Source organism: Pseudomonas sp. GW822-FHT03F04, assembly GCF_058801405.1.
In genome coordinates this window covers 78,945-102,632 of sequence record NZ_JBXANF010000007.1, presented here as the reverse complement: position 1 = coordinate 102,632, position 23,688 = coordinate 78,945, and the positions used below count along the sequence as shown (strand labels likewise).

The following is a 23,688-nucleotide window of genomic DNA, read 5'->3' as shown; positions in this document are numbered from 1 at the left end:
AGACACGCCTGATGAGCGAGCTTTTTTACAACGCTGTGCCCAACGCCACTCGCGTTGCACCGCCACTGCCCGAGCCCCGGCAATACCCGAGCGAGAAACCGTCGCGGGTCTACCTGTTCGGCACCTGCGTGGTCGACCTGTTTTATCCCGAAGCCGGGATGGACGCGATCCATTTGCTGGAACGCGAGGGCATTCGGGTCGACTACCCGCAAGGGCAGAGCTGCTGCGGACAACCGGCCTACACCTCGGGTTACACCGAGCAGGCACGGACGGTGGCGCGCTCGCAACTGGCGCTGTTTGCCGGCGATTATCCGGTGGTGGTGCCGTCGGGTTCCTGCGCGGGAATGCTGCGCGAACATTACGCCGACTTGTTCAAGGACGAGCCGGAAACGTTGAAACAGGTTCAGGCCCTCGCGGCCCGCACCTATGAATTGGCCGAGTTCCTGCTGTTCGTCTGCAAGGTGCAGCTCAAGGACAGCGGCGAGCCGGTCAAAGTGGCGCTGCACACCTCGTGTTCGGCGCGACGGGAAATGAATACCCACCTGCACGGCCGCGAGTTGTTGGCGCAGTTGAGCAACGTGGAACGGGTCAATCACGATCACGAAAGCGAATGCTGTGGCTTCGGTGGGACATTCAGCGTCCGTATGCCAGACATTTCCGGCGCGATGGTGGCTGACAAGACCCGAGCGTTGAAGGAATCCGGCGCGCATCAGGTACTCAGTGCCGACTGTGGCTGCTTGATGAACATCAACGGCTCGCTGGAAAAACAGAAGGAAGCGCTGCGCGGGCAACACCTGGCGAGCTTCCTCTGGCAACGAACCGGAGGTGCGCGATGAGCACTTCCACGATTATTCCTACGGTTGCCGTAGAAGAAGACTTCCGCACCCGGGCACAAAACGCCCTGGGCGATTCGCAGTTGCGGAACAACTTCCGCACCGCGATGGATTCACTGATGACAAAGCGGGCAGCGGCTTTCAGCGATGCCCACGAAAGAGAACACCTGCGTGAACTGGGCAATGCGATCCGTGCCCGCGCGCTCTCCAAGTTGCCCGACCTGCTCGAGCAACTGGAACAGAACCTGACCCGCAACGGTGTGACAGTGCACTGGGCGGAAACGGTGGACGAAGCCAATGGCATCGTCCTTTCGATCATCCGCGCTCACGAGGCGCGGCAAGTGATCAAGGGCAAATCGATGGTCAGCGAAGAGATGGAGATGAACCATTTCCTCGAGGCTCAAGGCATTGAATGTCTGGAGTCCGACATGGGGGAGTACATCGTCCAGCTCGACCACGAGAAGCCTTCACACATAATCATGCCGGCAATCCACAAGAATGCCGGTCAGGTCGCGTCCTTGTTCCACGACAAACTTGGCGTGGAATACACCAAGGACGTTGACCAACTCATTCAGATCGGTCGCAGGGTCCTGCGGCAGAAATTCTTCGAAGCGGACATCGGCGTCTCCGGCGTCAACTTCGCCGTGGCCGAAACCGGCACCCTTCTGCTGGTGGAAAACGAAGGCAACGGGCGTATGACCACCACCGTGCCACCGGTGCACATCGCCGTTACCGGCATCGAAAAAGTCGTGGAAAACCTGCGCGACGTGGTGCCGCTGCTGTCATTGCTGACCCGCTCGGCGCTGGGCATTCCGATCACCACCTACGTCAACATGATCTCCGGCCCGCGCAAGGAACACGAACTCGACGGCCCGCAGGAAGTGCATCTGGTGCTGCTCGACAACGGCCGCAGCCAGGCCTTCGCCGACAGCGAACTGCGTCAGACGTTGAACTGCATCCGCTGCGGTGCCTGCATGAATCATTGCCCGGTCTACACCCGCGTCGGCGGCCACACCTACGGCGAGGTTTACCCCGGCCCGATCGGCAAAATCATCACTCCGCACATGGTCGGCCTGGCGAAAGTCCCGGATCACCCGAGCGCGTCTTCGTTGTGCGGCGCCTGCGGTGAAGTGTGTCCGGTAAAAATCCCTATCCCCGCACTGCTGCGCCGCCTGCGCGAAGAGAACGTCAAAGCCCCCGACAGTCCTCACCAAGTGATGCGCGGCCAGGGCAGCAAGTATTCACGCAAGGAACGCTTTATCTGGAACGCCTGGGCGAAGCTCAACAGCTCGCCGACTTTGTATCGGCTGTTTGCGTTTTTCGCCACGCGCCTGCGTGCCCTGGCGCCGAACAACGTCGGCCCGTGGACGCAGAACCACAGCGCTCCGAAACCCGCCGCCCGCTCACTGCATGACATGGCTCGCGAGCATCTGGCCAAACAAGGAGACCGTTGATGAGCGCCAAGCAAAATATCCTCGGCAAGTTACGGAACAGTCTGACGGGCACCACACCGATTGCCGACAACTTCGATGTCGATCTGGTGACCCAGCCTTACACCTACAGCGCCGAACAACGCATCCCGCAGTTGCGCAAACTGATGGAAGCGGTGCACACCGAAATCCATCTGACGTCCGCTGATGCGTGGCCGGCGCTGCTGGCGCAATTGCTGCGCGACCGCCAGTTGCCGAGCCTGCTGATCGCACCGACTACGCCTCACGGGCAGCGCATCACACAGCACTGGGCGAACAATCCTGATCTGCCGACTCTGAAATCCTACGACCGGCCAATGGAAGACTGGAAAGCCGAGCTGTTCAACGACACCCCGGCCAGCCTCACCGGCACCCTCGGCGCCATCGCTGCTACCGGCAGCCTGATTCTGTGGCCGACCCGCGAAGAGCCACGGCTGATGAGTCTGGTGCCGCCCGTGCATTTCGCCCTGCTCAAGGCCAGCCAGATTCGCGACAACTTCTATCAGGTACAGCAGGAATTCGAGTGGGCGCAAGGCATGCCGACCAATGCGTTGCTGGTGTCCGGCCCGTCGAAAACCGCCGACATCGAACAAGTGCTGGCCTACGGCGCCCACGGCCCGAAAGACCTGGTGGTGTTGATCCTGGAGGACCAATGACCTTACCGGCGACTTTCCTGCGCGATGCGCAGCAACTGATTCCTGCCGAGCGGCGTTTCGACGATCCATTGTCGACTCTGGCCTTCGGCACCGATGCCAGCTTCTACCGACTGATTCCGCAACTGGTGATCCGCGTCGAATCCGAAGATGAAGTGGTGGCGCTGCTGAAACTGGCCCAGCGTGATCTGGTCCCGGTGACCTTCCGCGCCGCCGGCACCAGCCTGTCCGGCCAGGCGATCAGCGATTCAGTGCTGATCGTGCTGGGGGATAACTGGAATGCCCGTGAGATCCGAGGGCAAGGCACGCAGATCCGCCTGCAACCGGGCGTGATCGGCGCCCAGGCCAACGCATGGCTCGCGCCATTCGGGCGCAAGATCGGTCCGGATCCGGCCTCGATCAACGCCTGCAAGATCGGCGGCATCGTTGCCAACAACGCCAGCGGCATGTGCTGCGGCACCGCACAAAACACCTACCACACACTGGCTGGGATACGTCTGGTGTTGGCCGATGGCACACGTCTTGACACCGAGGATGCTGCCAGTGTCGCGGCGTTTCGAACGAGCCACGGTGAATTGCTGGAACGCTTGGCGACACTGGGCCGCGAGACCCGCGCCAATGCCGAACTGGCCGCACGAATCCGCCACAAATACCGTCTGAAAAATACCACCGGCCTGTCGCTTAATGCCCTGGTGGATTTCGATGAGCCTGTGGATATCCTGAGACACTTGCTGGTCGGCTCCGAAGGCACACTCGGCTTCATCAGTGCGGTAACGTACGACACAGTGATCGACCACCCGAACAAAGCCTCGGCACTGATCGTTTTCCCCGACGTGGAAACCTGCTGCAACGCCGTCACCGTACTGAAAAGCCAACCGGTATCAGCCGTGGAATTGCTCGACCGCCGCAGTCTGCGCTCGGTGCAGGACAAACCCGGCATGCCGGATTTCGTACAGCAGCTGTCGAACAATGCCTGCGCTCTGCTGATCGAATCCCGCGCCGCTTCTTCCACGTTGTTGCAGGAACAACTGGCGCAGATCATGGCGTCGCTCGGTGATTTCCCGGTGGAAAAGCAGGTCGACTTCACCGAAGACCCGGTCGAGAACGCCCGCCTCTGGGCGATCCGCAAGGACACCTTCCCCGCCGTCGGCGCCGTGCGCAAGACCGGCACCACGGTGATCATCGAAGACGTGACCTTCCCGGTGGAGCAACTGGCCATCGGCGTGAATCGCCTGATCGAGCTGTTCGACAAACATCACTACGACGAAGCGATCCTTTTCGGACACGCGCTGGAAGGTAATCTGCACTTCGTCTTCACCCAAGGCTTCAACAGCCCGGAAGAAGTCGCACGCTATCAGGCGTTCATGGACGACGTGGCGCAACTGGTGGCCGTGGAGTTCGGCGGTTCGCTGAAGGCGGAACACGGCACCGGGCGCAACATGGCACCGTTTGTCGAACTGGAATGGGGCAGCGACGCCTATCAATTGATGTGGCAGCTCAAGCGACTGCTCGACCCTCAGGGCATTCTCAACCCGGACGTGGTGCTCAGCGAAGATCCGCAGATCCACCTCAAGCATCTGAAGCCGCTGCCGGCGGCCGATGAGATTGTGGATAAGTGCATCGAGTGCGGTTTCTGCGAGCCGGTTTGTCCATCGAAGGGCCTGACCCTGAGTCCACGTCAGCGCATCGTGATCTGGCGTGATATTCAGGCGCGAAAACGTGCAGGGATCGACACCACGGAACTGGAAAAAGCCTACGAGTACCAAGGCATCGACACCTGCGCCGCGACCGGTTTGTGTGCGCAACGCTGCCCTGTAGGCATCAACACCGGTGAGCTGGTGAAAAAGCTTCGAGGCCGTCACGCCACACATCAGAAAACCACCAACTGGATCGAAGGAAATTTCGCCACCACCCTGCAAGGAGCGCGCTTCACCCTGCACGTGGCCAACGGTGCACGAATGCTGCTGGGAGCGCCGCGTCTGGCGAAGCTTTCAGCGACGCTGACACGCTTGTCCAAAGGCCAGGTGCCGCAGTGGACCAACGCGATGCCGCAACCGGAAAAAACCATTCGCCTCAGTACAACGGTGTCGGACGAACGTCCGCGTGTGGTGTATCTGGCGGCCTGCGTGTCGCGGGTGATGGGCCCCGCAGCGGGTGACAAAGAGCAGATGTCGCTGTACGACAAAACCCGTGGCCTGCTGGAAAAGGCCGGTTATCAGGTGGTGCTCCCGGACAATCTGGACAACCTCTGCTGCGGCCAGCCGTTCGCTTCCAAAGGCTATGCCGAACAGGCCGAGCACAAGCGTCAGGAGTTGATCGGCGCCTTGCTCCACGCCAGCCGAGGTGGGCTCGATCCGATCTATTGCGACACCAGCCCCTGCACATTGCGACTGGTGCAGGATGTGGGAAATGTTCGCCTTGATCTGTATGACCCTGTGCGTTTTATCCGTACGCACCTGATCGATCGACTGGAGTTCACCCCGCAGGAAGCACCGATTGCCGTTCATGTGACGTGCAGCACGCAACATCTGGGGGAAAGCCAGGCACTGATCGACCTGGCCCGCAAATGCAGCAAGAACGTGGTGATCCCGGAAGGCATTCATTGCTGCGGTTTTGCCGGTGACAAGGGCTTCACCACACCGGAGCTCAACGGCCACTCGCTACGCACTCTCAAGGATGCGGTGCAACATTGCAGCGAAGGTATTTCCACCAGCCGCACCTGTGAGATCGGTCTGACGCAACATGGTGGAATCGACTACCACGGTCTGGTGTATCTGGTGGATCGAGTGACCCGGGCCAAAATCAGTGAAACCGCCATCTGAAGAAAAATAGAACCCTCGCGAACGACCGCAGTCCACAGAACAGGCCCCGAACAATCGGGGCTTTTCCTCCATTCGGTTGCCCGTCCTGACGGCCAGCGAAGTCTGGATCCTCAGTTCAAGGAGATTCATATGAAACGTTCTGTACTGTTAGGTCTGTTCGTTACTGCCTCGATGATGGCGTCTGCTTCGTTTGCCGCTGACAAGCCTGCCAGCCTTTGCGATACCAATATCCAGACCATCAACAATGCCAAGGGGCAGCTGTCATCGTCGCCCGAATTGAGTCAGCGTGCCGAGGCCAGTGTGCAGAAGGCACAGGCGCTCAAGGCCCAGGGCAAGATCGACGATTGCGTTGCAGAAACCCAGCAAACCATTCTGGAACTGCGCAAATCCACCGGCACCAACAATTGATCGAAGCCCCGGCCAACCTTCGGGTTGGCCTTGACGGTCGATTGGCGTACACTGCACAGGCTTGCTGCTCTTCGAGATGTACAGAGCATCAGGCTCGGGGCCGTTTAGGATTCGACGCCGGTTGCGAAACTTTAGGTGCATGCCGACTTGGTAACAGAAGTCGTAAATCCACTGTTGCAACTACTTATAGTTGCCAATGACGACCAATACGGTGCTGCTCTCGCTGCTTAATTGCAGCTGACATGCACTCCTGGTACCTTCGGGTCCAGCAATCATCAGGGGATGTCTGTAAACCCAAAATGATTGTCATATAGAACAGAATCGCCGTGCAGTACGTTGTGGACGAAGCGGCTAAAACTTACACAACTCGCCCAAAGCACCCTGCCCGTCGGGTCGCTGAGGGTTAACTTAATAGACACGGCTACGCATGTAGTACCGACAGCGGAGTACTGGCGGACGGGGGTTCAAATCCCCCCGGCTCCACCACTTCATCATCTAAAGACGTCCACGGACGTCTTTTTTTGTGCCTGAAATCCAGTAAATACGGGGCTTTCAGGGCCATTGAGCTTCACAGCGCTTCAGGCAGATCCATTTTGAAATGTATTCCAAGGCGTATTCCAAGCCAGTGACTGGTAAATTTTGGAATACACAAACAGCGTTGGAGTACCCATGGGAGCCCGAGCCACACGCCTTTCAGACCTGAAAATCAAGGCCGCCAAGCCCAAGGACAAAGACTACACATTGACCGACGGCGACGGCCTTCAGTTACGAGTCCGAACCAACGGTTCGAGGCTTTGGAATTTCAATTACATCCATCCCGTGACCAAGAAACGGATCAACATGGGACTGGGAACATTCCCGGAGCTCAGCCTGGCTAATGCGCGAAAACGCACGGTTGAAGCCAGGGAGCTCGTTGCCCAGGGTCTGGACCCGAAAGAGCAACGCGATGCAGATCGCCAAGCGAAAAAAGCCGCAACGGAGCACACCTTTAAAAACGTCGCGATAGCCTGGTTTGAACTGAAGAAAGACTCTGTGACAACCGCCTACGCTGAAGACATTTGGCGCTCCCTCACGTTGCATATCTTCCCAGATTTACACGCCACCCCGATTTCTGAAATCAGCGCGCCTCAGGTCATCAAGTTACTTAGGCCACTTGAAACCAAAGGCAGTTTGGAAACGGTCAAGCGTCTGACTCAACGCCTCAACGAAATCATGACTTACGGGGTGAACTACGGACTCATTCATGCCAACCCCCTAAGCGGAATTCGATCGGTCTTCAAAAAGCCAAAGAAGAAAAACATGGCGGCTTTACCCCCCGATGAGCTCAATGAACTCATGGTGGCAATCGCCAACGCCAGCATCAAAAGAACCACCCGATGCCTCATCGAATGGCAGCTACACACGATGACTCGGCCTGCAGAAGCGGCGACCACCCGATGGACTGATATCGACTTCAGTAAGAAGATCTGGACGATCCCAGCGGAGCGTATGAAGAAACGCCGCACTCACATCATCCCGCTCACGGAGCAAGCTTTGGTACTCCTGCAAGCCATCAAACCCTACAGCGGATACAGGGAGTACGTGTTTCCCTCCGACCGTAATCCGCGAACTCATTGCAACAGCCAGACGGCAAACATGGCGTTGAAGCGAATGGGATTTGAAGGTCGATTGGTGAGTCATGGCATGCGCTCCATGGCCAGCACCATCCTGAATGAACACGGGTGGGATGCGGAGCTGATCGAGGTCGCGCTTGCGCACGTGGACAAAGACGAAGTCCGTAGCGCCTACAACCGGGCGGACTACATAGAGCGAAGACGCCCGATGATGGCTTGGTGGAGTGAACATATCCAGCAAGCGGCCACCGGGAGCTTGTCGGTTTCAGCCGCTCAGAGTGCCAGGGGATTTAACGTAGTCTCGATGAGATAGACGCAATAGCGCTCCTATCGTATTCATCCCAGAGGCATTCGTGTCATATCACCTGGGATTAACACAGCATTCCAGATCACTCGGCTGGTATCCATCGCTCCAAAGGCCAAACAATGTGTCCGTAGCAGAGATCGCATTGTTGGCTGATAAACGGAACAGTCCTAGATGAGATGTCGAGTAACAGGCCGACGTGGCCCAGACCTCGGAGACACCTCATGACCAACCAACACTCTTCCCTTACCATGCTGGCCCAAGACGCTCCGCGCTCTTCGGTCCTATCGCTCATGGTCGATAATCGCCTGACACCTCTGGATCGCAATTGCTGGCACGTGATGCACTCGCTACGATCTGCCGGAGGTCTGTACACCCTGGCAGGAATGGGTCAATTGCGCTCATACCTCGCGTGCGCCCCGCTGGCAAAGCGAGCCTCCTACGAAACAGCCTCCCGAGCGCTAACCGTTCTGCGCCTAACAGGTTGGATAAGCTTGGTCGGCCAGAACAGCGACCTCATGACGGGCAACGTTCTGAACGAGCTCTACCAGATCAACGAGACTGCCCTGAGCTTCCGCGAAGCCTGCGCTTTAGACACCACCCTGCCAGCGCTTCTCGATAACTGTATCGGCCATAAGCACACCCATCTCGATTGCATCGCGAAGCACATCGAAGCTACGCGGGAGCAGACGTCCATAGACAATCCGGCACTCACTCCGGCAAAACGTGACGAGGACGATGAGCCGCCACCCTCGCGAAAACGCCCACCCTCCACCAGAAAACCTGTTCCGAGCCATCCCGCAACAAGAACCTCCGTCACGCAGCAGACCGACCAGAAACACCTCAGCACCGGCGACAATACGTATAAAAACAAATATAAAAAAATACGTACGTACCGCACACGTGCACGTGAGGAACACCATTTGACTCAAGGGCCAGTGACGCTGCCGCAATGCCTGGCAAACGCCAAAGCAGATCAGCAACAAGACGTGCTGGCAGCCCTGACTCAACTGCCACCACAACATCGCCAGCAAGTGCTGGACGAACTTCAGGCGCGCAGTCAACGCGGGACGGTGCGTAACGTAGTCGCCTATTTTTTCGGGTTGATAAATCGAGCATTAGCCGGCGAATTTCGACCGTGGGCAGGTCGTGTAAAGGAGCAGAAAACTGCCGCCCCCATTACGCCCCCTCAAGTGGCCTCGGTTGCCGTTGAGATCAGACAAAAGCCCGCCAAAAAATCGAAGACAACTCAGCAGGGCCGGCCGCACTTTGCCGAGATGCGCAAGATAATGATGGGGCCAAGAATTGCAGACGACCTGGCTGCACAGATCATGAAAAGCTTGGCCCGCCAGCCGCTTCCTGCCTAAAGCACGCGTCAGTAATCTCTGCGCAACTGGTTATCAGCACACGGAGGAACATTAGGAAATCCCGAATAACCGGTTTCGGATTTACAGCGAGCACCGGAGGGAGCAACTTCACACCTCGTCTCGCTGAAGTGATCAGCACCCAAAAGCCGCCAGGATCTGCGAGACGGCGCTGCGGGTTCCCGCAGGATCCTCCCAATGACCGCATCGCTTCCGGCAGCGCGGACAGTCGACATCAATGTCGATGGAAGCATGTTACTCCCCCCCACGACGGGCCTTTCCCGTCCGGGCAAGGCCTTTCTTGTTTATTCGGAGGCCTTAATGAACATTCGACTGGCACTGTATCAAGCACTGAAATCGATCGACGTGCCTGAGCCAAAAATCGACGCCGTAATCCAAGCCATGGAAACTGCGTTGCAGTCATCTCCTATCGTTAAACCCGATCCAGACGTAGAACACTTTCGGACAGAGCTATCCCGCGTCGCATCTGACGTCACTCTCAACATTGGCACGATGATGTTCCCAGTGGTGGCAGTGGTCTTCGTCTTGATGGTGATGATTCATTAACGATCTACCTTGTCGGTAGTACCGAGAACCACCTGCCGTGTGTCAGGTGGTTTTTTCTTGTGAGCCAGAAGGCTGCAAGCGTGTAGCGCTGCGCAAGCGTGTAGCGCTGCGCAAGCGAACGTACTCGCCCTCGCTTCTGACTAAAGGAAGAGGGACACCCGGTTAAAGTCGGGAACATCTAAAATTACTGGCTGATCGTGTCTGCGCTTATTTGATGGGCCTGATGATCGGTGGCCACGCGAAAGGAGTAGGATAGGTCCATGCGAGCGACCGACGCGGCTCCCCTCTAATCGTGGTGTTCAAAACATAGCTCATGTTTATCAGTGCCGTGTGCCGATGCTGGGCATGATTGGTTTCTACGGGTGACGACGGGCAGAAATCGGCCAATAGCAGGCGTTCGCGAATGACTGTTAACGACCCATTGCAGGCGTTCGGGCAAGATTTTCATAGATCGAAAGCAGTTCTTGGGTTTTTGAGTTGACCTCCTGAATTAGCCAACATTCATGTCCATCTTCGGCGAACACAACAATCTTTTGACAAAGAAAACAATAAGAGATATAGAAATCGCGACGATCTGTGGAAAATCAGAATGAAAAATCAATTGTTAGTGCGATCTCTGTTAGTCGATCCGGTCACAAAAAAATATATCAAAGCAGTGAATGAACAAGACTTTTCTGATTTCGCTCAATTGTTGACTAAGCGAAACCAAGATTCAAAGTTTCAGGTTTTTGATTTTTCATTAGTTATTCAAGCTTTTCATGGACAGCTTGATGAAAAGCTAAAGTACAGGGAAGATTCAGAGATTTCCGTCAAGAGAAATAATGTATTTAATGGCTGGAAAAGGATACGACGCATTAGGAATGAGGGGCTTTTAAACAGTGCAGTGGTGAAAAATTGTTCGGAAGCAGAAGATGCATTGAATTGGATGCATACCCGGCTACCAAAATTAAAATCCGATTTTTCATATGCGGCAGGTTATGACTATAGAAACGGAAAAAATGAGAAGGCGGCGGCTCTTCTAGCTCTTTCTGGCGAGATTGAAGCATTCATAGAAGTATTGCTGTGTAGCATACACTCAATGCTCTTAGCTGATCCTGACTATTTTATAGACGAGGATGTCTATATAGGGCACTGTCGTACTGTCAGAGGGCTTTTGGTTGAGGCATTATGCAAGGAGCTAGGCTACCGTAACGGACAATTTGACTGGAATAGCGCCATTCATCAGTGTGCTATGGAACCGGAAAGAGTCGGCATGGATGCTGATGCACTTCTATTTCAGGTTGGATCAGGTAAGCGCCGTGAAGATATTGTACATAAATTAGTTAACCTAGAAAAAGTAGGGGATTTTGACAACGAAACTCGAGGCTATGTCGTCAAGTGGCCTTCCGCTCCTTCGCACATAATTGAAGGTATAAAGGTTATATCTAGATTGCTGCAAGAAATTGATTCGATTTTTGACTTTTTGAGCAAGCTAAACTCTAGTGATTTTCAATATGGCGCCAACGAGGCTGAGCAGGAGGATTTTGAGAATGAAGTCAAAATGCTACTAAGCAAAAGATGAGAAGGCAGATGTATTAAAGCTAACTGGCCCGACAGCTCAATTATGCATAGTGCCGGGCCAAGAAAAAAGTTCAGCGCCGGTGCCTTGCCTAGCGTTGTTTTGCTGTGGGCAGGGTGTCGCACGAAGCGACCGGCCGCATTGGGTCGAATCCGATAACTGGTCACCGCCAGGCCGTTTCTAGCCGCTCTCAGCCTATCATGATTACAACTCGTGCCGGGAAAATTCGATACAATTGGTGATCAGAATTAATGCAAATAACTGGTCAGGTCGAATGCAAATAGGAGGCCCCGAAGCCACCGCGAAAAAGAGCAGGGAGCTCCGGCCTCTGCTACAAGCTCCCGCATAGCTACCTCTGTTTCGCAAACGCGTCGCAGCCCTCAGTTACTCTCTTGCTTCGACCTGCTGGTGAATCAAAGCATGAATCCGAGTGTAGAGCTTTGCGCTCTCGTTTTCTCGATCCGCTACGATGACCACCAATGCGTAAAGTCCTTTGTCCAGCCCGTCTGGATGACTCCACTCGCGATCCTGCTGGATCACTACTACATACCATTTTTCATTTGGCTTGCGCTGCTTAAGGCTCCAGCGCGAGTACTGAACTGTACCGCGGCTGCGAGCCTGAGCAGAGATGTCACGATTCGTGGCCGAGTCTCCGTTTCGGCTTTCTTCAACTGGTTGAAATGCTTCTGAACGTCATCCAGCGAATTCCTTCCTTAAAGGCACACTGGGATCCGCCAGTGTGCCAACCAGTCCTGAGGGGGCAATTTGGCGCGAAATGATGAGCCAGATCTACACCACCCGGCTCGACCAAGTATGGACGGTCGCCTGCCGGCGGATAATGCAGCTCCAACATCAAAACCTTTTTACACTCTAGCGAGACTATCTCGCCCCTCGCCTAGAGCTTTCGCAGGTACTACCTGAGGTGTTGCCGAAGATGCAGGTACCGCAGGTTTCGCAGACTTAGGCGCGGCAGGTCTTGCCGCAGCTACCGGTACCACCGCCTTGGGTGCGGCTGGTTTCTTCACAGCGGGTTTTGCAGCAGGTTTGGCCGCCGCTACCTTCGCTGCAGCTGGTTTTTTCACAGCAGGACTTCCAGCAGTCCTGGCCACCGCAGCCTTCCCTGCAGCTGGTTTTTTCACAGCAGGTTTTCCAGCAGCCTTGGCCACTGTAGCCTTCGCTGCAGTTGGTTTTTTCACAGCAGGTTTTCCAGCAGCCTTGACCACCGCAGCCTTCGCTGCAGCTGGTTTTTTCACAGCAGGTTTTCCAGCAGCCTTGGCCACCGCAGCCTTCCCTGCAGCTGGTTTTTTCACAGCAGGTTTTCCAGCAGCCTTGGCCGCCGCAGCCTTCGCTGCAGCTGGTTTGGCGGCAGCGGCTGGTTTTCCAGCCTTGGGAGCGGCATTTGAAACCAGTGCTAGTGCTGTAATCGGTTGTACCGTGAGTTCCACGCCTATCGCGGTCATCAACTTTTTGATGGTTTCGAATCGCGTTTTCGCGCCTGCTTTCAGAACTTTATAGAGGCTTTCACGATTCACCCCAGCATCTTTTGCGACTTTGTTTACGCCTTTGGCTTTTGCGACTTCAGCCAAAGCGTGGATGAGACCTTCCGTATCATCCGCTTTCATGCTTTCGGCCAAGTAAGCCGCCATAGCTTCAGGACTGTCGAGAAAGCGCGAAGCTTCATAACGAGTCGTGCCAGAAGCGTTAAGACTGAGGATTGGCATATCCTCAGGGTTAAATTTCGTATCGGTCATGTCAATTTCCTCTCAGGGCATCGAGGATTGCTTTAGCTCGCTTGATACCTCGCTTTTGATCCGTTTTGTCGCTTGCACTAAGCATCAAGAACTCAGCTTGTCCCGAGCGCACAAAGTAAATCCTGTACCCAGGTCCAACAAAAACACGCATTTCGCTCATACCTTCGCCTACAGGTTCGCAATCTCCGAAGTTTCCATCTCCGGCGCGATCCAGACGGCTCAGGATGGCCGCTTTTCCTTTAGCATCCTTCACACCATCAAGCCAATCGTCAAAATCTGGCGTTTTCTGGATATCAAATTTTTTCTTCTTATTGATCATAGTCTCATTTGTAGCCAGATGGCTACTCCTTGTCAGTATGAGGTCCAGTGCAGATCAAGGCGCAATCCCATCACAAACGCTCTGGCTGGGGACGATAGAGAAAATAGAAAAAATCGTACAGTACTTCGCCTGTCAGGCTGGCAATCTTCTGTCGCTGATGAGCCGCAGCTCATTGGAACCAAAGCCGAGCCCGCGCTCCGTTAAAGTTTCCGCTGAAATCCCCGCCAAAAGCATCCACCAGTCCCCAACCAGTGACGATCTAGGTACAGACAAACATCGCATTTTTTTCCAGTACAACTGGCACAACTTCAACTTGTGTGGCCGATCAGCCCTATTTTTCACCTCTGCCGATCACATCTGGAGCCCTTCACGCTCGTCGTCAGCAGTCAGTTGTGGGGGGAGGGTTCCCAAAAAAATTGCTGCCATAAAAATTTTTCGGACTTTCATATCGACGAATCATCGGTGGCCGGCCCCCCGTAGGACTCTTCCCCAGTGAGTCACCAGACGCGTGCAAAAAAGTCTGCGAAAGCGGGCTAATGAGATGCCCCCCCCAACACCCTGCGAGGGCAACGCTTTCGCAGGGTGTTTTGTTTTCGTAGGCCATCACCATGAGCGACTCAGAACTGATCGGTATCGATCTCGGCAAGAACAGTTTCCGCCTTCACGACCAAGATCAATCGGGCTGCGAGGTATTCCACAAGAAGCTCTCTCGAACTCAGATGATGCAATTTTTCAGTAATTTACCTAGTGGCGTCGTGGTGACGGAAGCCTGTGCCGGTTCGCACTTTGTTACTCGTCAGCTGGTGGTAATGGGTCATACGGCCAAACTGATTCCTCCCCAGCTCGTTAAGCACTTCGTCAAGGGCAACAAAAATGATCTTGTCGATGCTGAAGCCATCTGTGAGGCGGCTTCCCGCCCATCTATGCGCTTCGTTCCCCCTAAAACCGAGTCCCAACAAACGCTAGCTGTGCTGCACCGGATGCGTGAGTCGTTGGTGCATGGCCGCACCAAAACGACTAATCAGACGCACGGCTTTTTACTGGAACTTGGAGCCAGCCTGCCCAAAGGTTTGGCCATCATGAAGCGTTGATTGTTCTGGCCGAGCACGAGTTTCCCGTTCGTCTGATGGTGTTGCTGAAGCGTCTGCACGATCACTTTGTTTATCTGGATGACCAAATTAAAGGGCTGGACAAAGAGTTGGCAGGCCAGCTGGCCGATGATGATCTGGGTAGTCGTTTGCTGAGCATGCCGTGTCGGGCCGATTACCGCTAGCCTGCTGGCTGTGGAGTTGGGCCATGGCAAGGAATATCCGACGATAGCGGCAGCCTAGCGACGCGCTTGGGAACGCGTCATTCCATTTTTCGTGTTCCCGCCCGCAATCCGCAAAGTGATCTACACCACCAACGCCATCGAAAGCATCAATGCGCAGTTACGCAAGATCATCAAGACAAGGGGTCACTTCCCGACTGACGAAGCGGCGACCAAGCTGATCTGGCTGGCACTGCAAAACGTCACCGCTAACTGGGGCAGCGCTGCTCATGACTGGAAAAGCGCCATGAATCAGTTCGCGGTTTTATACGGAGATCGATTCATCAGGCCAAACTGGTGAAATGAAGGCCTGCCTGACGGCAGGCCGTTACCGGCCCGCACACAAAAAATCTGACACTCTCCGCGAAATCAACTTCTGCCCAACAACTTTATCGCCCATCGTTGCTCGCAAGCTACCTGTGCAGACGTGGCATGGGAACCATGCCGCTTCTGCACAGGCAGCCGACAAGGCCGAAGGCCGCGTCAGTGACACAGACATGCCTCGGCAGAAGCCCCCTGCAACGAAATTGGCCGTCACTGCAGCCGCAGTGACGGCCCCGCCAACGCCCCAAACATCACGGGTAAATCCTGAATCCTAAAGCATGCGGCATACATGATGATGCCCCCACACACTAGCTTTGCAAAAACCAAGGACGGCATATTCGAGCGCCGTCCAATCAACAGCGCAAGACTCCTGCAAGCGCGTATCCACCAGGATGGAGTGATCCAGGTATGCAAGGCTCCCAAAGCATACTGACCCCTACCCACGGGGCTGAGCCGTTTTTGTCTATCTGATTCATTCCGCTATGTGCAGCTAATGCTGCCGTCGAAAACAGCTGTGTCATGCGCAACGCACCGCGCTGCCTCCATTAACAATCCCATCCATTCCCCTGGAGTACTCATCAACGCGAAAAGCTCATTCATCCCGCTCCATCTCCTTATGAACTTCCTGCAGGAAGCAAGACGGACGTCTCAGTCGAGACACAGGTGTTACCTGAACACCATGCCCCTGCCCTTCGGGGATCTCGCGTAGCGAGTTGGCACCAACACTTACCAATGATTTTCAGGACAGCGCAATAACACGAACTAACCCTATGAGCGTGAATGGGATATGGACGATTTGATCTACACCCTGCGGCAACTTTGCCGACGCAATCGCGACGGCAGTCACAACACTCAGGCTGACCGCATTCGGTCGCTGGGGCTGATCGCCCGCCAACTGCGGGAGGCCGGCTTTCGGCAGCTGAAAGCCTCGTCTCTCAAGGGCAAACATGTCCAGGCGCTGCTGGATCGTTGGCACGCTGAAAGCCTCTCGCCTGGCACCATCAAAAATAGACTTGCGCACCTTCGATGGTGGGCTGAAAAAGTCGGCAAGGTCGGAATACTCCCAGCGGACAACACGCAACTGGGTGTGGCCGACCGACGCTTTGTCACCAACGTCAGCAAAGCCACGGATTTGGGAATAGGCCTTGGAAAGATCAGCGACGCCAATGTACACATGAGTCTCCAGCTTCAATCTGCATTTGGACTGCGCCGAGAGGAAGCCATCAAATTTCAACCAAAGTATGCGGATCAAGGCGATCACATTCTCCTTAAGGGCTCATGGACGAAGGGTGGTCGCGATCGAACAGTGCCGATCACTACTTCGCAACAACGAGAAGTACTCAATGCCGCACATAATCTAGCGGGGGTCGGCTCATTGATCCCGGCACACAAGACATACATTCAGCAGCGCAATACATACGACGGACAGTGCAAAGCGGCAGGCCTGAGCCACATGCATGGGTTACGTCATCAATATGCACAAAGCCGCTATGAAGCTTTGACAGGCTGGAAGGCACCGGCAGCAGGAGGAATCTCCTCCAAAGAACTGACCCCAGTACAACGCTCTCAAGACACTGTTGCTCGGCAAATAATCAGTCGTGAACTTGGGCATGAGAGAACACAAATTACCGCAACGTACCTGGGCCGATAACTCAGTCCGCGCGACGTCAATAAGCTGCGAAAGCATCAATTCCTCCACTCACCGGAACATAGCGTACTGGGTAGTCATGTAGTCCAAGGCTGACGAACGTCACTTCGAATGCTCGATCGACCATTACGACCACATCCACCACTCTCTGGCTGGCTGGATGCCCGCGCACCATCGCGCACTTGTTCAGCGCCAACCTGACCAAGCGCATTATCAGACAATACGGGTATGCGTAATAACGCATTGAATCTTTCTGTGCTTGCCGACTGCGTGTCATATGAGCACGACACATCGAATACCTTCCCGTGAGTGAGCGTCAGGAGATTGGCTCATGCCCCACAACGACGAACAGCCATCAGCCAATCCGGAACTACGAATTCTCCGGCGCGCGGACGTTGAGGAAAAAACCGGGTTGAAACGCACCTTCATTTACAAGCTGATGAGCGAAGGAAAATTCCCTGCCTCACTGCAGCTCGGTATCCGCGCAGTCGGCTGGGATGCCGCAGAAATTGACCAGTGGACTTCGGAACACTTGAACAGACGTCAATGACAAATGGGGCAGGAACGTGACGGTAGCTTTGATCTCTCAACGCGGCAGCTCAGCAAAGTTGTTCCAACTGATCCCGTTGCAACAACCACTCAGAGACATCCGACCAGTCTTCGATCCAACGACGGCATACCTCTCTCAGGAGGTGCTATGACAACTCCGCACCCAATCAATCAAGCTGTCATTGCCCAAGCTCTGCAAGACTTGCGCAGTGGTCAATTGCGGCGGTGCAAGGCGATGGGCTTTGCAACTGAAGACCTGGCGGCGCTCAAGGAGCCAGTGTTGCTCAGTGCACTACTCCACACCCAGGTGCTTTGGTGCACGATTCATATAAACCGCAACGTGCTGCAAAGAATTCTGAAACAGGCGGGTGAAGTGGAACACGAAACCGCCATGATTGATCGCATGCTTCGCTTAGGGGCGAGCACAGAAATGGTGGCCCGTTTTCATGGTTTAACACACCAAGAAATTGCTCTGCGTCGAGACGTACTCGGACTACCAAAACGCAAAGGTCGCCGCCCCGTACTTACCGAGGAACAAGACATACTTCTATGGCACCGGCTGCAACCCCATCTAAGAACGGCAGGGGTGTCGACCGGTGATGAGAGCGCCATGTTGGAAGTGACGCTGGACTTAGCTGAGGATCTTTTACTGCCGGCATCAGTCATCTGGTCAACCCTGCGAGCATGGATAGCTGAGGGGCTAATCTGATTTCGCGAGATAACCTGAGATCCCTCCCCCGCCTCGCTCAAACGCACCCGGCGCTTCTCCAGTAGAACGGCGGGATTGGCTTTTCAAACTCAAGCATCAAGCAGCCATTTGTCACTTCTACTCATGGCGGACAATATGAAGCGGAATTGAGCGTTGGTAGCACTAAGTTCCAATGGCCATTTACTCAATTGTAAACCGCCAAATCTCAGATCGAGCGACCGCCCTTAACACCGAGGGTCTAGCAAGTAGCTTTGCTGGGAGTTCGGTTGCATCCCGAATCTGAAGGTAGTAACGCTAGGCAGCCAGACGGTGATTTCCAAAAAATACGGAAACACTCAATAACTCTTTTCCGGATTGACAGCAAACGTACCCGGGAGCATTTTGGCGATGCACCTTGCTGATTCATTCAGCACCAGCCGCCAGGATCTTCAAGACGGCGCTGCGGCTCTACGCAGGATCCCCCCAATGACCGCATCGCTTCCGGCAGCGCGGACAGTCGACTTGAATGTCGATGGAAGCATGACTTTCCCACCCACGACGGGCCTTTCCCGTCGTGGGGAAGGCCTTTTTTTGTTTCAGGAGGCCTTAATGAAAATGGAACTGGCGATGTATCAGGCACTGCGCGCAATCGACGTACCTGAGCTCAAAGCCGAAGCGGTTATCCAAGCATTGGAATCTGACATGCTCACACTACTTGCTACGAAAAGTGATCTCACCAATCTAGAACAGCGACTGACTACTGAGCTGGCTAAAACTGATCATCGGCTGACTTCCGAGATATCAAAAATTGATCATCGGTTGACTGCAGAGATCGCACAATCTGATCTTAAGTTGTCCATTCGTATGGCTTCCATGCTCGCCGTTACGATCGGCATTTTGATCGGGGCGATGAAAGTCTTGTAATCTTTTCTCAGCGATTACTGAGATAGTCAAACCATCTGTCATTCGACAGGTGGTTTTTTTCATCCGTTAGTAATGAGAGAACTGCACAGTTAGTCATTACTCGATGACAACAAGAGTCCCCTATCCGCCTTTCGTGCTCGCCAAAATTCAGGCAGCCTTGGTCGGCGGGCGTACCAATAGCCATGCACTATGTTCGAGGCTGACGTCATCTTCGGCCATATGAGCGCCTCCAGATCCGAGGATCTCACACCGAGTCCACGGTTGGAACGCAGAAGCACGTCTTCCCACTGGAGGTAGTGCCTTTCAACCGTCAGCCCCGGTGTAAAAAGTCCCTCCAGATGACGTTTCGTCAGGATATAGATATCGTGGATGGCGATAGAGCAGCGCGCAGGCACAGTACCGGTGCGACATGAGCAAGGTCGTATCAGCGGAGAAACAGATTGCACCAGGTTTTTATCAGCGATGATGCTGAAGTTGAAATTGATGAGCTGCTCATACTGCTCAACGCCCACCATATCGTGGTGCTGAATGCCGTCATGCGGACTCAAGCACGGGACATCAGAAAGCTGGCCAGTGCGGCAATCAAGGATTATCGAGGTGAAGGCCCCCATGTCCATCTATTCGAATTCGAGGTCCCTATTGATACAGAACGGTGGAGCATGCCTACCTTTACCCACTCCACACGAAATCAGCTAGACATTGAGCAGACTTACCGCATCGTAGACAGGGCTACCCGAGTGTGGGTAGATCGAGGCATGGCGAATCACTTCCTTTATACCAATAGCAAAAAAACTCAAACCGAGGATGATAACTGATCACCTAGGTTATACCGCTTCATGGCGAGTCGTTTCAAAGCACATCTGCCAGCCCGAAAAACAGCAGTTTCAACGATCTGCCAGCCTGCAGATAGTCCTTGACGTCTCACTGCCACGAAGGCATTTTGCCATTTCCCGGAGCGCCATTTTTCAGGAGGAAGAGTGAACTACACCCCAAATCCTCAGCATCGTAATAGCTCGTTCTCTGCCCAGAAGTCGCAATGGACGATCACAGTTCCTGAAGAGATCAAGTGTTTTACGATGGCAACCGACGCTTCCTGGTTTGGCAAGGATTGCTATTGGGGATTCTGTCCGGGGCAATCTAGCCTTCGACCGGTCGGTATGGCCCCTCCTCCGCACAGCTGTCCGGTGCACTTTGCCAAGTTCGTTGGCGATACCCTGCAAAACTGGCATGGCTACCCTATAGCTCATTGGGTTGCTCCGTATGACAAGCCGCCTGAAGTGGTACTCAAAGGTTGGCAAACCAACGGCATCATTTCCAAACCCCAGTTCGCCAGGATCCTGCGAGGCAAAAAATGCGCTCTGTGAAGCTTCGGATTCCTGGTAGCTACTGGGATTCGCAAATCTATTCGGGTGAGCTGATTATTTTTGGCGACGACGGGTCTATTCAGCGCGTCGACTGGTCGGGATTCGTTGACCGAGTCGCGACCAAACATCCGCATGTACAGACTGCTCTGCGCGTTGCGTTTTCTGACAGCGATCTATTTTACAACCCAAAGGTCAGGAAGATCCTGCGGGACCCTCAGATCGAGTCGCCCATCAAGGGGCAATTGAACCAGCTTGCCGACCTTCAATTGGAAACTGAAACGAGTGACCTATCGGGGCATTGGCAACACCACGACAGCCCGTTCGACTTTTTGCCTACCGACACCGAGATCTACCACAACGAAATTTACGCTGGCGGTGAAGATGGGCTGTTCTCATTTCCTCGAAGCGCGAGTCTGAGCAAGGTCAAAAGCCGACTGGACAAGCATCATGATGCCTCAGTGTTTCAGGTAAAAGCCTCTGATCGATTCAGCGCCATCGCCACGGCAACAGGCAAGGACGGTTTATTTGACTTTTTACTCGCACGCAATCCTGATGAGCGTAAGCGGATAGGCTCTCCGCGCCAGGTCGCAACCCGCCCTTGCAATGCCTGTGACTGGGCGTTCCAGAGCATCATGGGTTGGAGTTCGCAACTCGCGTTCCTCGCCAGCTTTCGAGAATACAAGGATTCGGAATCGAAAAAGAAAAAGCGGGTTTTCAACAAGATCATCGACCCGTCAGAGATTTTCGGTAGCAACCCTGGAAGTGCGAACGACATCGTGTGGGGCAGCCGCGAGAAAATGTACCGTTTCTCCGCTGGCCATATTACTGTGGCCAATTATGAATCTGTAGGCAAGGCTGAGGATCCGGTCGAAAAATTCGAGCAGGTCGGCCACGTCGGCTTCAATCCTGAATCCGAGATCATTGCCACAGGCACAGCACCATTCGGCACCGTACTTGAAATGGAAGACAGGATCATGGTGCTTCGTAGCGACGGGTTTTCGGAAGTCTTCAATGGCACACCCATTCATTGGCGAGTGTTTCCTCGATCCGAGCATTACAGCAATCAACTGCACATCGTCTACGAAGACGCTCTCGAAATCATCTCGTTTACCCATGACTACTTTGTAGATCAGGGCAAGAAAATGTTCGGTTTCGCCAAAGCCACTGAGTAATCCCCTTTAAGCCGCGGGCAACGGGCGCAGCCTTCAGGATCAGAGGCAGGCCATTTCAAGGTCATGACGTGCTCACCAAGAGGCAGGTCGATGGTTACGGCATCGTCAGCTGGGTGCTCGGCGGTCGCTCTTAACGGTACGAAAGCAGGCAACTCTGCCTCCGGGTGCTCTCGTAAGGGGCCGAAAGATCTAAAAGTCAATCGGCGTCGTCTTCCAAACGTCCTGCGCCAGAGAGATCAGCATTGCATGCCGTTTTTCGATGGCCGCAGCATTCCACTCGGAGTAAGCCTCTAACTTGGCATTGATACGCGAGATGGAGGTGTTATGCCCGACGTCGGTCAACGTAACCAGGCTACGGGTTAGGTAATTGCCGCTCTTGCTGTATTCGACCTGCTTGTCCGTGTAAAAATCATTGCCCGCGACGATATTGATCGGCTTCTCAAGCAGGGTCAGGTTGCCCAACCGGTTCTTGTAGTCGTCGTAGGCCATCCCCGAACTCTCGGTGGCCCACTTAGCGCGCAGATCATCCTTTGGCCTGCTGGGCAGGATGTGCTCGATTTCCAAATTAGTGAAAGGCGCTAGGCTGCCCGGCACCTTCAGTCCACTGAAGGCCATCTCGACGTGCTGCGTCAGCCGCGCCAGCAAGTAACGAGTCCGGTACTGCTGCATCGAGTAAAAGTTGAAGCGTTTGAGAGCATCCGCCAATTCCTGGGATTTACCTACCATATTGGTCTCGAAACGCTCGGCGATGAAGACATTGAGCTGAGCCTTCTGCTTTGCCGCATCAGCTTTACCCGCAATCGCGCGCAGTTCGTCGGCCCAATGAGAGAAGCTGCGCTCCAGATCCTTGGTGGGAGTCTTAGTGAAGATGTAGTAAAAAAGGAAGCTCTCCAGTTGCGCAACAAAATGGTCAAACAACGACTTGGGAAAGCTTGCCGCCGCCAACAGCAAAACGTAATGCAAGCTGAACGCACCGCCGGTTAGCCGCTTGAGACTGTCCATAGCCAGGCTGGGCTTGCTGTCATTTCCCTGCCCGTTAGCAAAGGCTAGGTAGTGCTCGACATTGCGGATAACCTTACGGACGAACTCGAAGGGCTTATTCGCGTAATCACACAAGGCTGCGTTGTCCTTAGCCACAAACCAGTCGTAGATCTCATCTTCCCGCACCACCGCGTCGCCGCGCTCGTTCTTGATGACGTAGTTAGCCATCAGGAAATAACGCAGGAAACGCAGCGGCTTCTCCTTGCCCCTCTCCAACGGTTTGGTGATCTTTTTCCACTCGTCCTTGAGCTGGGTGAACTGTGCTTGCTTGACCTGTGTGAACAACAGGTTCTTCAGCAAGTCCATCGGGTTCAGCCCCACGCCTCGCTCGTTGATGGTCTCGAAAATCTTTAGGGCGCTGCTGACGTCCGTGGATATCTGAATAAACACCACATTGTTGGCCAGATAGCCCCAATATTTCTTCAGCTTGGCGGCATCGTCGTAGTTATCCTTCAGATAGCGGTACAGGGTGCTATAGGCATTGATCAGATTCTCAAGCGAGCCGAAGCTTGCAATGCCCGCAGCCTGGATGCCCGCACGCACAGCCTGTGGGTCGGCATCCAACTCCACCAGCGTGGCCATGACTTCTCCTGCGTTCTCATAACGCGGCTCCAATTTCAGGTTGGTGCGAACCTCGCCATCGCTGTCCACATAACTGGTCGAGATCAACCCAGAGATCATTTGCCGCTGCGGCTCCCCTTGGAACAGATGCTTGAGCGCACACAGCAGCAAGAAGAACGTCGTCAGCCGCTGCTGGCCGTCGATGACCTCATAATGGTTCTTCTGATCAGTCGGTGACACCAGAACGGTACCGATGAAGTATTCCCGAGTTGTCCCTGCATCGATCTGCTCACCGATGTCCTCTAGCAGTTGATGCACTTCCTTGTCCGTCCAGACGTACTCGCGCTGATAGTCCGGAACGATGTAGAAGCACTCTCTAAAGGCCTCTTCGATGCTGTATTTGTGGTTTTCGATGCGAGCCATGTTTGTTCCTGTCTCGTTCTTTGT

The 23,688-nt window shown here is 54.5% G+C and carries 18 protein-coding genes, 1 other RNA gene and 3 pseudogenes; 19 read left to right on the top strand and 3 right to left on the bottom strand.

Annotation, left to right across the window (positions count from 1 at the left end; genetic code table 11):
* The first annotated feature begins 11 nt into the window (after positions 1-11).
* From AC1RMX_RS17715 to AC1RMX_RS17665, 11 genes and pseudogenes are all read left to right on the top strand, one after another.
* Positions 12-836, top strand: coding sequence for a (Fe-S)-binding protein (locus AC1RMX_RS17715; protein ID WP_192559746.1), 825 nt, complete (start codon positions 12-14; stop codon positions 834-836).
* A complete protein-coding gene (locus tag AC1RMX_RS17710; RefSeq protein WP_493072647.1) occupies positions 833-2,287 on the top strand; it encodes a LutB/LldF family L-lactate oxidation iron-sulfur protein in 1,455 nt (484 codons plus the stop codon). The genes AC1RMX_RS17715 and AC1RMX_RS17710 overlap by 4 nt, the downstream gene beginning before the upstream one ends.
* Positions 2,287-2,958: a LutC/YkgG family protein gene (locus AC1RMX_RS17705; protein WP_493072646.1), complete on the top strand. Its 672-nt coding sequence runs from the start codon at positions 2,287-2,289 to the stop codon at positions 2,956-2,958. Before AC1RMX_RS17710 ends, AC1RMX_RS17705 begins: the two co-directional genes overlap by 1 nt.
* Positions 2,955-5,777: an FAD-binding and (Fe-S)-binding domain-containing protein gene (locus tag AC1RMX_RS17700; RefSeq protein ID WP_493072645.1), complete on the top strand. Its 2,823-nt coding sequence runs from the start codon at positions 2,955-2,957 to the stop codon at positions 5,775-5,777. The genes AC1RMX_RS17705 and AC1RMX_RS17700 overlap by 4 nt, the downstream gene beginning before the upstream one ends.
* A gap of 129 nt (positions 5,778-5,906) precedes the next feature.
* Positions 5,907-6,185, top strand: a complete 279-nt coding sequence (locus AC1RMX_RS17695; protein WP_102619387.1) for a PA2433 domain-containing protein — start codon at positions 5,907-5,909, stop codon at positions 6,183-6,185.
* A 96-nt stretch (positions 6,186-6,281) separates the two neighbouring features.
* Positions 6,282-6,671: a transfer-messenger RNA gene (gene ssrA / locus AC1RMX_RS17690) on the top strand.
* Positions 6,672-6,854: 183 nt separating this feature from the next.
* Positions 6,855-8,111, top strand: coding sequence for an integrase domain-containing protein (locus AC1RMX_RS17685; RefSeq protein WP_493072644.1), 1,257 nt, complete (start codon positions 6,855-6,857; stop codon positions 8,109-8,111).
* 215 nt (positions 8,112-8,326) lie between these two features.
* Complete coding sequence (locus tag AC1RMX_RS17680; RefSeq protein WP_493072643.1) at positions 8,327-9,469, top strand: STY4528 family pathogenicity island replication protein; 1,143 nt, start codon at positions 8,327-8,329, stop codon at positions 9,467-9,469.
* Between the two features lie 195 nt (positions 9,470-9,664).
* Complete coding sequence (locus tag AC1RMX_RS17675) at positions 9,665-10,033, top strand: hypothetical protein (RefSeq protein WP_493072642.1); 369 nt, start codon at positions 9,665-9,667, stop codon at positions 10,031-10,033.
* A 589-nt stretch (positions 10,034-10,622) separates the two neighbouring features.
* The gene (locus tag AC1RMX_RS17670; protein WP_493072641.1) at positions 10,623-11,594 is read left to right on the top strand and encodes a hypothetical protein; all 972 of its coding nucleotides are present in this window, start codon (positions 10,623-10,625) and stop codon (positions 11,592-11,594) included.
* 712 nt (positions 11,595-12,306) lie between these two features.
* Positions 12,307-12,465, top strand: a pseudogene (locus AC1RMX_RS17665) (DUF4113 domain-containing protein); the annotation flags it as partial.
* A gap of 475 nt (positions 12,466-12,940) precedes the next feature.
* On the opposite strand, the pseudogene AC1RMX_RS17660 reads toward AC1RMX_RS17665, so the two are convergent.
* Both AC1RMX_RS17660 and AC1RMX_RS17655 read right to left on the bottom strand, forming a co-directional pair.
* A pseudogene (locus AC1RMX_RS17660) lies at positions 12,941-13,342 on the bottom strand (addiction module antidote protein); the annotation flags it as partial.
* Position 13,343: 1 nt separating this feature from the next.
* On the bottom strand, positions 13,344-13,661 hold the full coding sequence (locus tag AC1RMX_RS17655; RefSeq protein WP_493072640.1) for a type II toxin-antitoxin system RelE/ParE family toxin: 318 nt from the start codon (positions 13,659-13,661) through the stop codon (positions 13,344-13,346).
* Positions 13,662-14,269: 608 nt separating this feature from the next.
* Here AC1RMX_RS17655 and AC1RMX_RS17650 point away from each other — a divergent pair.
* From AC1RMX_RS17650 to AC1RMX_RS17615, 8 genes and pseudogenes are all read left to right on the top strand, one after another.
* Positions 14,270-15,271, top strand: a pseudogene (locus AC1RMX_RS17650) (IS110 family RNA-guided transposase).
* Positions 15,272-16,081: 810 nt separating this feature from the next.
* Positions 16,082-16,945, top strand: a complete 864-nt coding sequence (locus AC1RMX_RS17645) for an integrase domain-containing protein (RefSeq protein WP_493072639.1) — start codon at positions 16,082-16,084, stop codon at positions 16,943-16,945.
* A gap of 328 nt (positions 16,946-17,273) precedes the next feature.
* On the top strand, positions 17,274-17,492 hold the full coding sequence (locus AC1RMX_RS17640) for an AlpA family transcriptional regulator (protein ID WP_493072638.1): 219 nt from the start codon (positions 17,274-17,276) through the stop codon (positions 17,490-17,492).
* Between the two features lie 147 nt (positions 17,493-17,639).
* Positions 17,640-18,200: a DUF2857 domain-containing protein gene (locus AC1RMX_RS17635; protein WP_493072637.1), complete on the top strand. Its 561-nt coding sequence runs from the start codon at positions 17,640-17,642 to the stop codon at positions 18,198-18,200.
* Between the two features lie 465 nt (positions 18,201-18,665).
* Positions 18,666-19,103, top strand: a complete 438-nt coding sequence (locus AC1RMX_RS17630) for a hypothetical protein (protein WP_493072636.1) — start codon at positions 18,666-18,668, stop codon at positions 19,101-19,103.
* A gap of 440 nt (positions 19,104-19,543) precedes the next feature.
* A complete protein-coding gene (locus AC1RMX_RS17625) occupies positions 19,544-19,918 on the top strand; it encodes a hypothetical protein (RefSeq protein ID WP_493072635.1) in 375 nt (124 codons plus the stop codon).
* A 162-nt stretch (positions 19,919-20,080) separates the two neighbouring features.
* Positions 20,081-20,467 (top strand): hypothetical protein, encoded by a 387-nt coding sequence (locus tag AC1RMX_RS17620; protein WP_493072634.1) that lies wholly within the window; start codon positions 20,081-20,083, stop codon positions 20,465-20,467.
* Entirely contained in the window at positions 20,455-21,639 is a 1,185-nt protein-coding gene (locus AC1RMX_RS17615) for a hypothetical protein (protein ID WP_493072633.1), read from the top strand. Before AC1RMX_RS17620 ends, AC1RMX_RS17615 begins: the two co-directional genes overlap by 13 nt.
* Positions 21,640-21,828: 189 nt before the next feature.
* On the opposite strand, the gene AC1RMX_RS17610 is transcribed toward AC1RMX_RS17615, so the two are convergent.
* The gene (locus tag AC1RMX_RS17610; protein ID WP_493072632.1) at positions 21,829-23,664 is read right to left on the bottom strand and encodes a DUF262 domain-containing protein; all 1,836 of its coding nucleotides are present in this window, start codon (positions 23,662-23,664) and stop codon (positions 21,829-21,831) included.
* Positions 23,665-23,688: the final 24 nt, after the last annotated feature.

Excerpts from the sequence above, each read along its gene's own strand:
- AC1RMX_RS17640 (WP_493072638.1), top strand. The coding sequence starts at position 17,274 with ATGCCCCACAACGACGAACAGCCATCAGCCAATCCGGAACTACGAATT.
- AC1RMX_RS17715 (WP_192559746.1), top strand. The coding sequence starts at position 12 with ATGAGCGAGCTTTTTTACAACGCTGTGCCCAACGCCACTCGCGTTGCA.
- AC1RMX_RS17685 (WP_493072644.1), top strand. The coding sequence starts at position 6,855 with ATGGGAGCCCGAGCCACACGCCTTTCAGACCTGAAAATCAAGGCCGCC.
- AC1RMX_RS17655 (WP_493072640.1), bottom strand. The coding sequence starts at position 13,661 with ATGATCAATAAGAAGAAAAAATTTGATATCCAGAAAACGCCAGATTTT.
- AC1RMX_RS17615 (WP_493072633.1), top strand. The coding sequence starts at position 20,455 with ATGCGCTCTGTGAAGCTTCGGATTCCTGGTAGCTACTGGGATTCGCAA.
- AC1RMX_RS17630 (WP_493072636.1), top strand. The coding sequence starts at position 18,666 with ATGACCGCATCGCTTCCGGCAGCGCGGACAGTCGACTTGAATGTCGAT.
- AC1RMX_RS17610 (WP_493072632.1), bottom strand. The coding sequence starts at position 23,664 with ATGGCTCGCATCGAAAACCACAAATACAGCATCGAAGAGGCCTTTAGA.
- AC1RMX_RS17700 (WP_493072645.1), top strand. The coding sequence starts at position 2,955 with ATGACCTTACCGGCGACTTTCCTGCGCGATGCGCAGCAACTGATTCCT.
- AC1RMX_RS17635 (WP_493072637.1), top strand. The coding sequence starts at position 17,640 with ATGACAACTCCGCACCCAATCAATCAAGCTGTCATTGCCCAAGCTCTG.
- AC1RMX_RS17670 (WP_493072641.1), top strand. The coding sequence starts at position 10,623 with ATGAAAAATCAATTGTTAGTGCGATCTCTGTTAGTCGATCCGGTCACA.
- AC1RMX_RS17710 (WP_493072647.1), top strand. The coding sequence starts at position 833 with ATGAGCACTTCCACGATTATTCCTACGGTTGCCGTAGAAGAAGACTTC.
- AC1RMX_RS17675 (WP_493072642.1), top strand. The coding sequence starts at position 9,665 with ATGACCGCATCGCTTCCGGCAGCGCGGACAGTCGACATCAATGTCGAT.
- AC1RMX_RS17705 (WP_493072646.1), top strand. The coding sequence starts at position 2,287 with ATGAGCGCCAAGCAAAATATCCTCGGCAAGTTACGGAACAGTCTGACG.
- AC1RMX_RS17645 (WP_493072639.1), top strand. The coding sequence starts at position 16,082 with ATGGACGATTTGATCTACACCCTGCGGCAACTTTGCCGACGCAATCGC.
- AC1RMX_RS17695 (WP_102619387.1), top strand. The coding sequence starts at position 5,907 with ATGAAACGTTCTGTACTGTTAGGTCTGTTCGTTACTGCCTCGATGATG.
- AC1RMX_RS17680 (WP_493072643.1), top strand. The coding sequence starts at position 8,327 with ATGACCAACCAACACTCTTCCCTTACCATGCTGGCCCAAGACGCTCCG.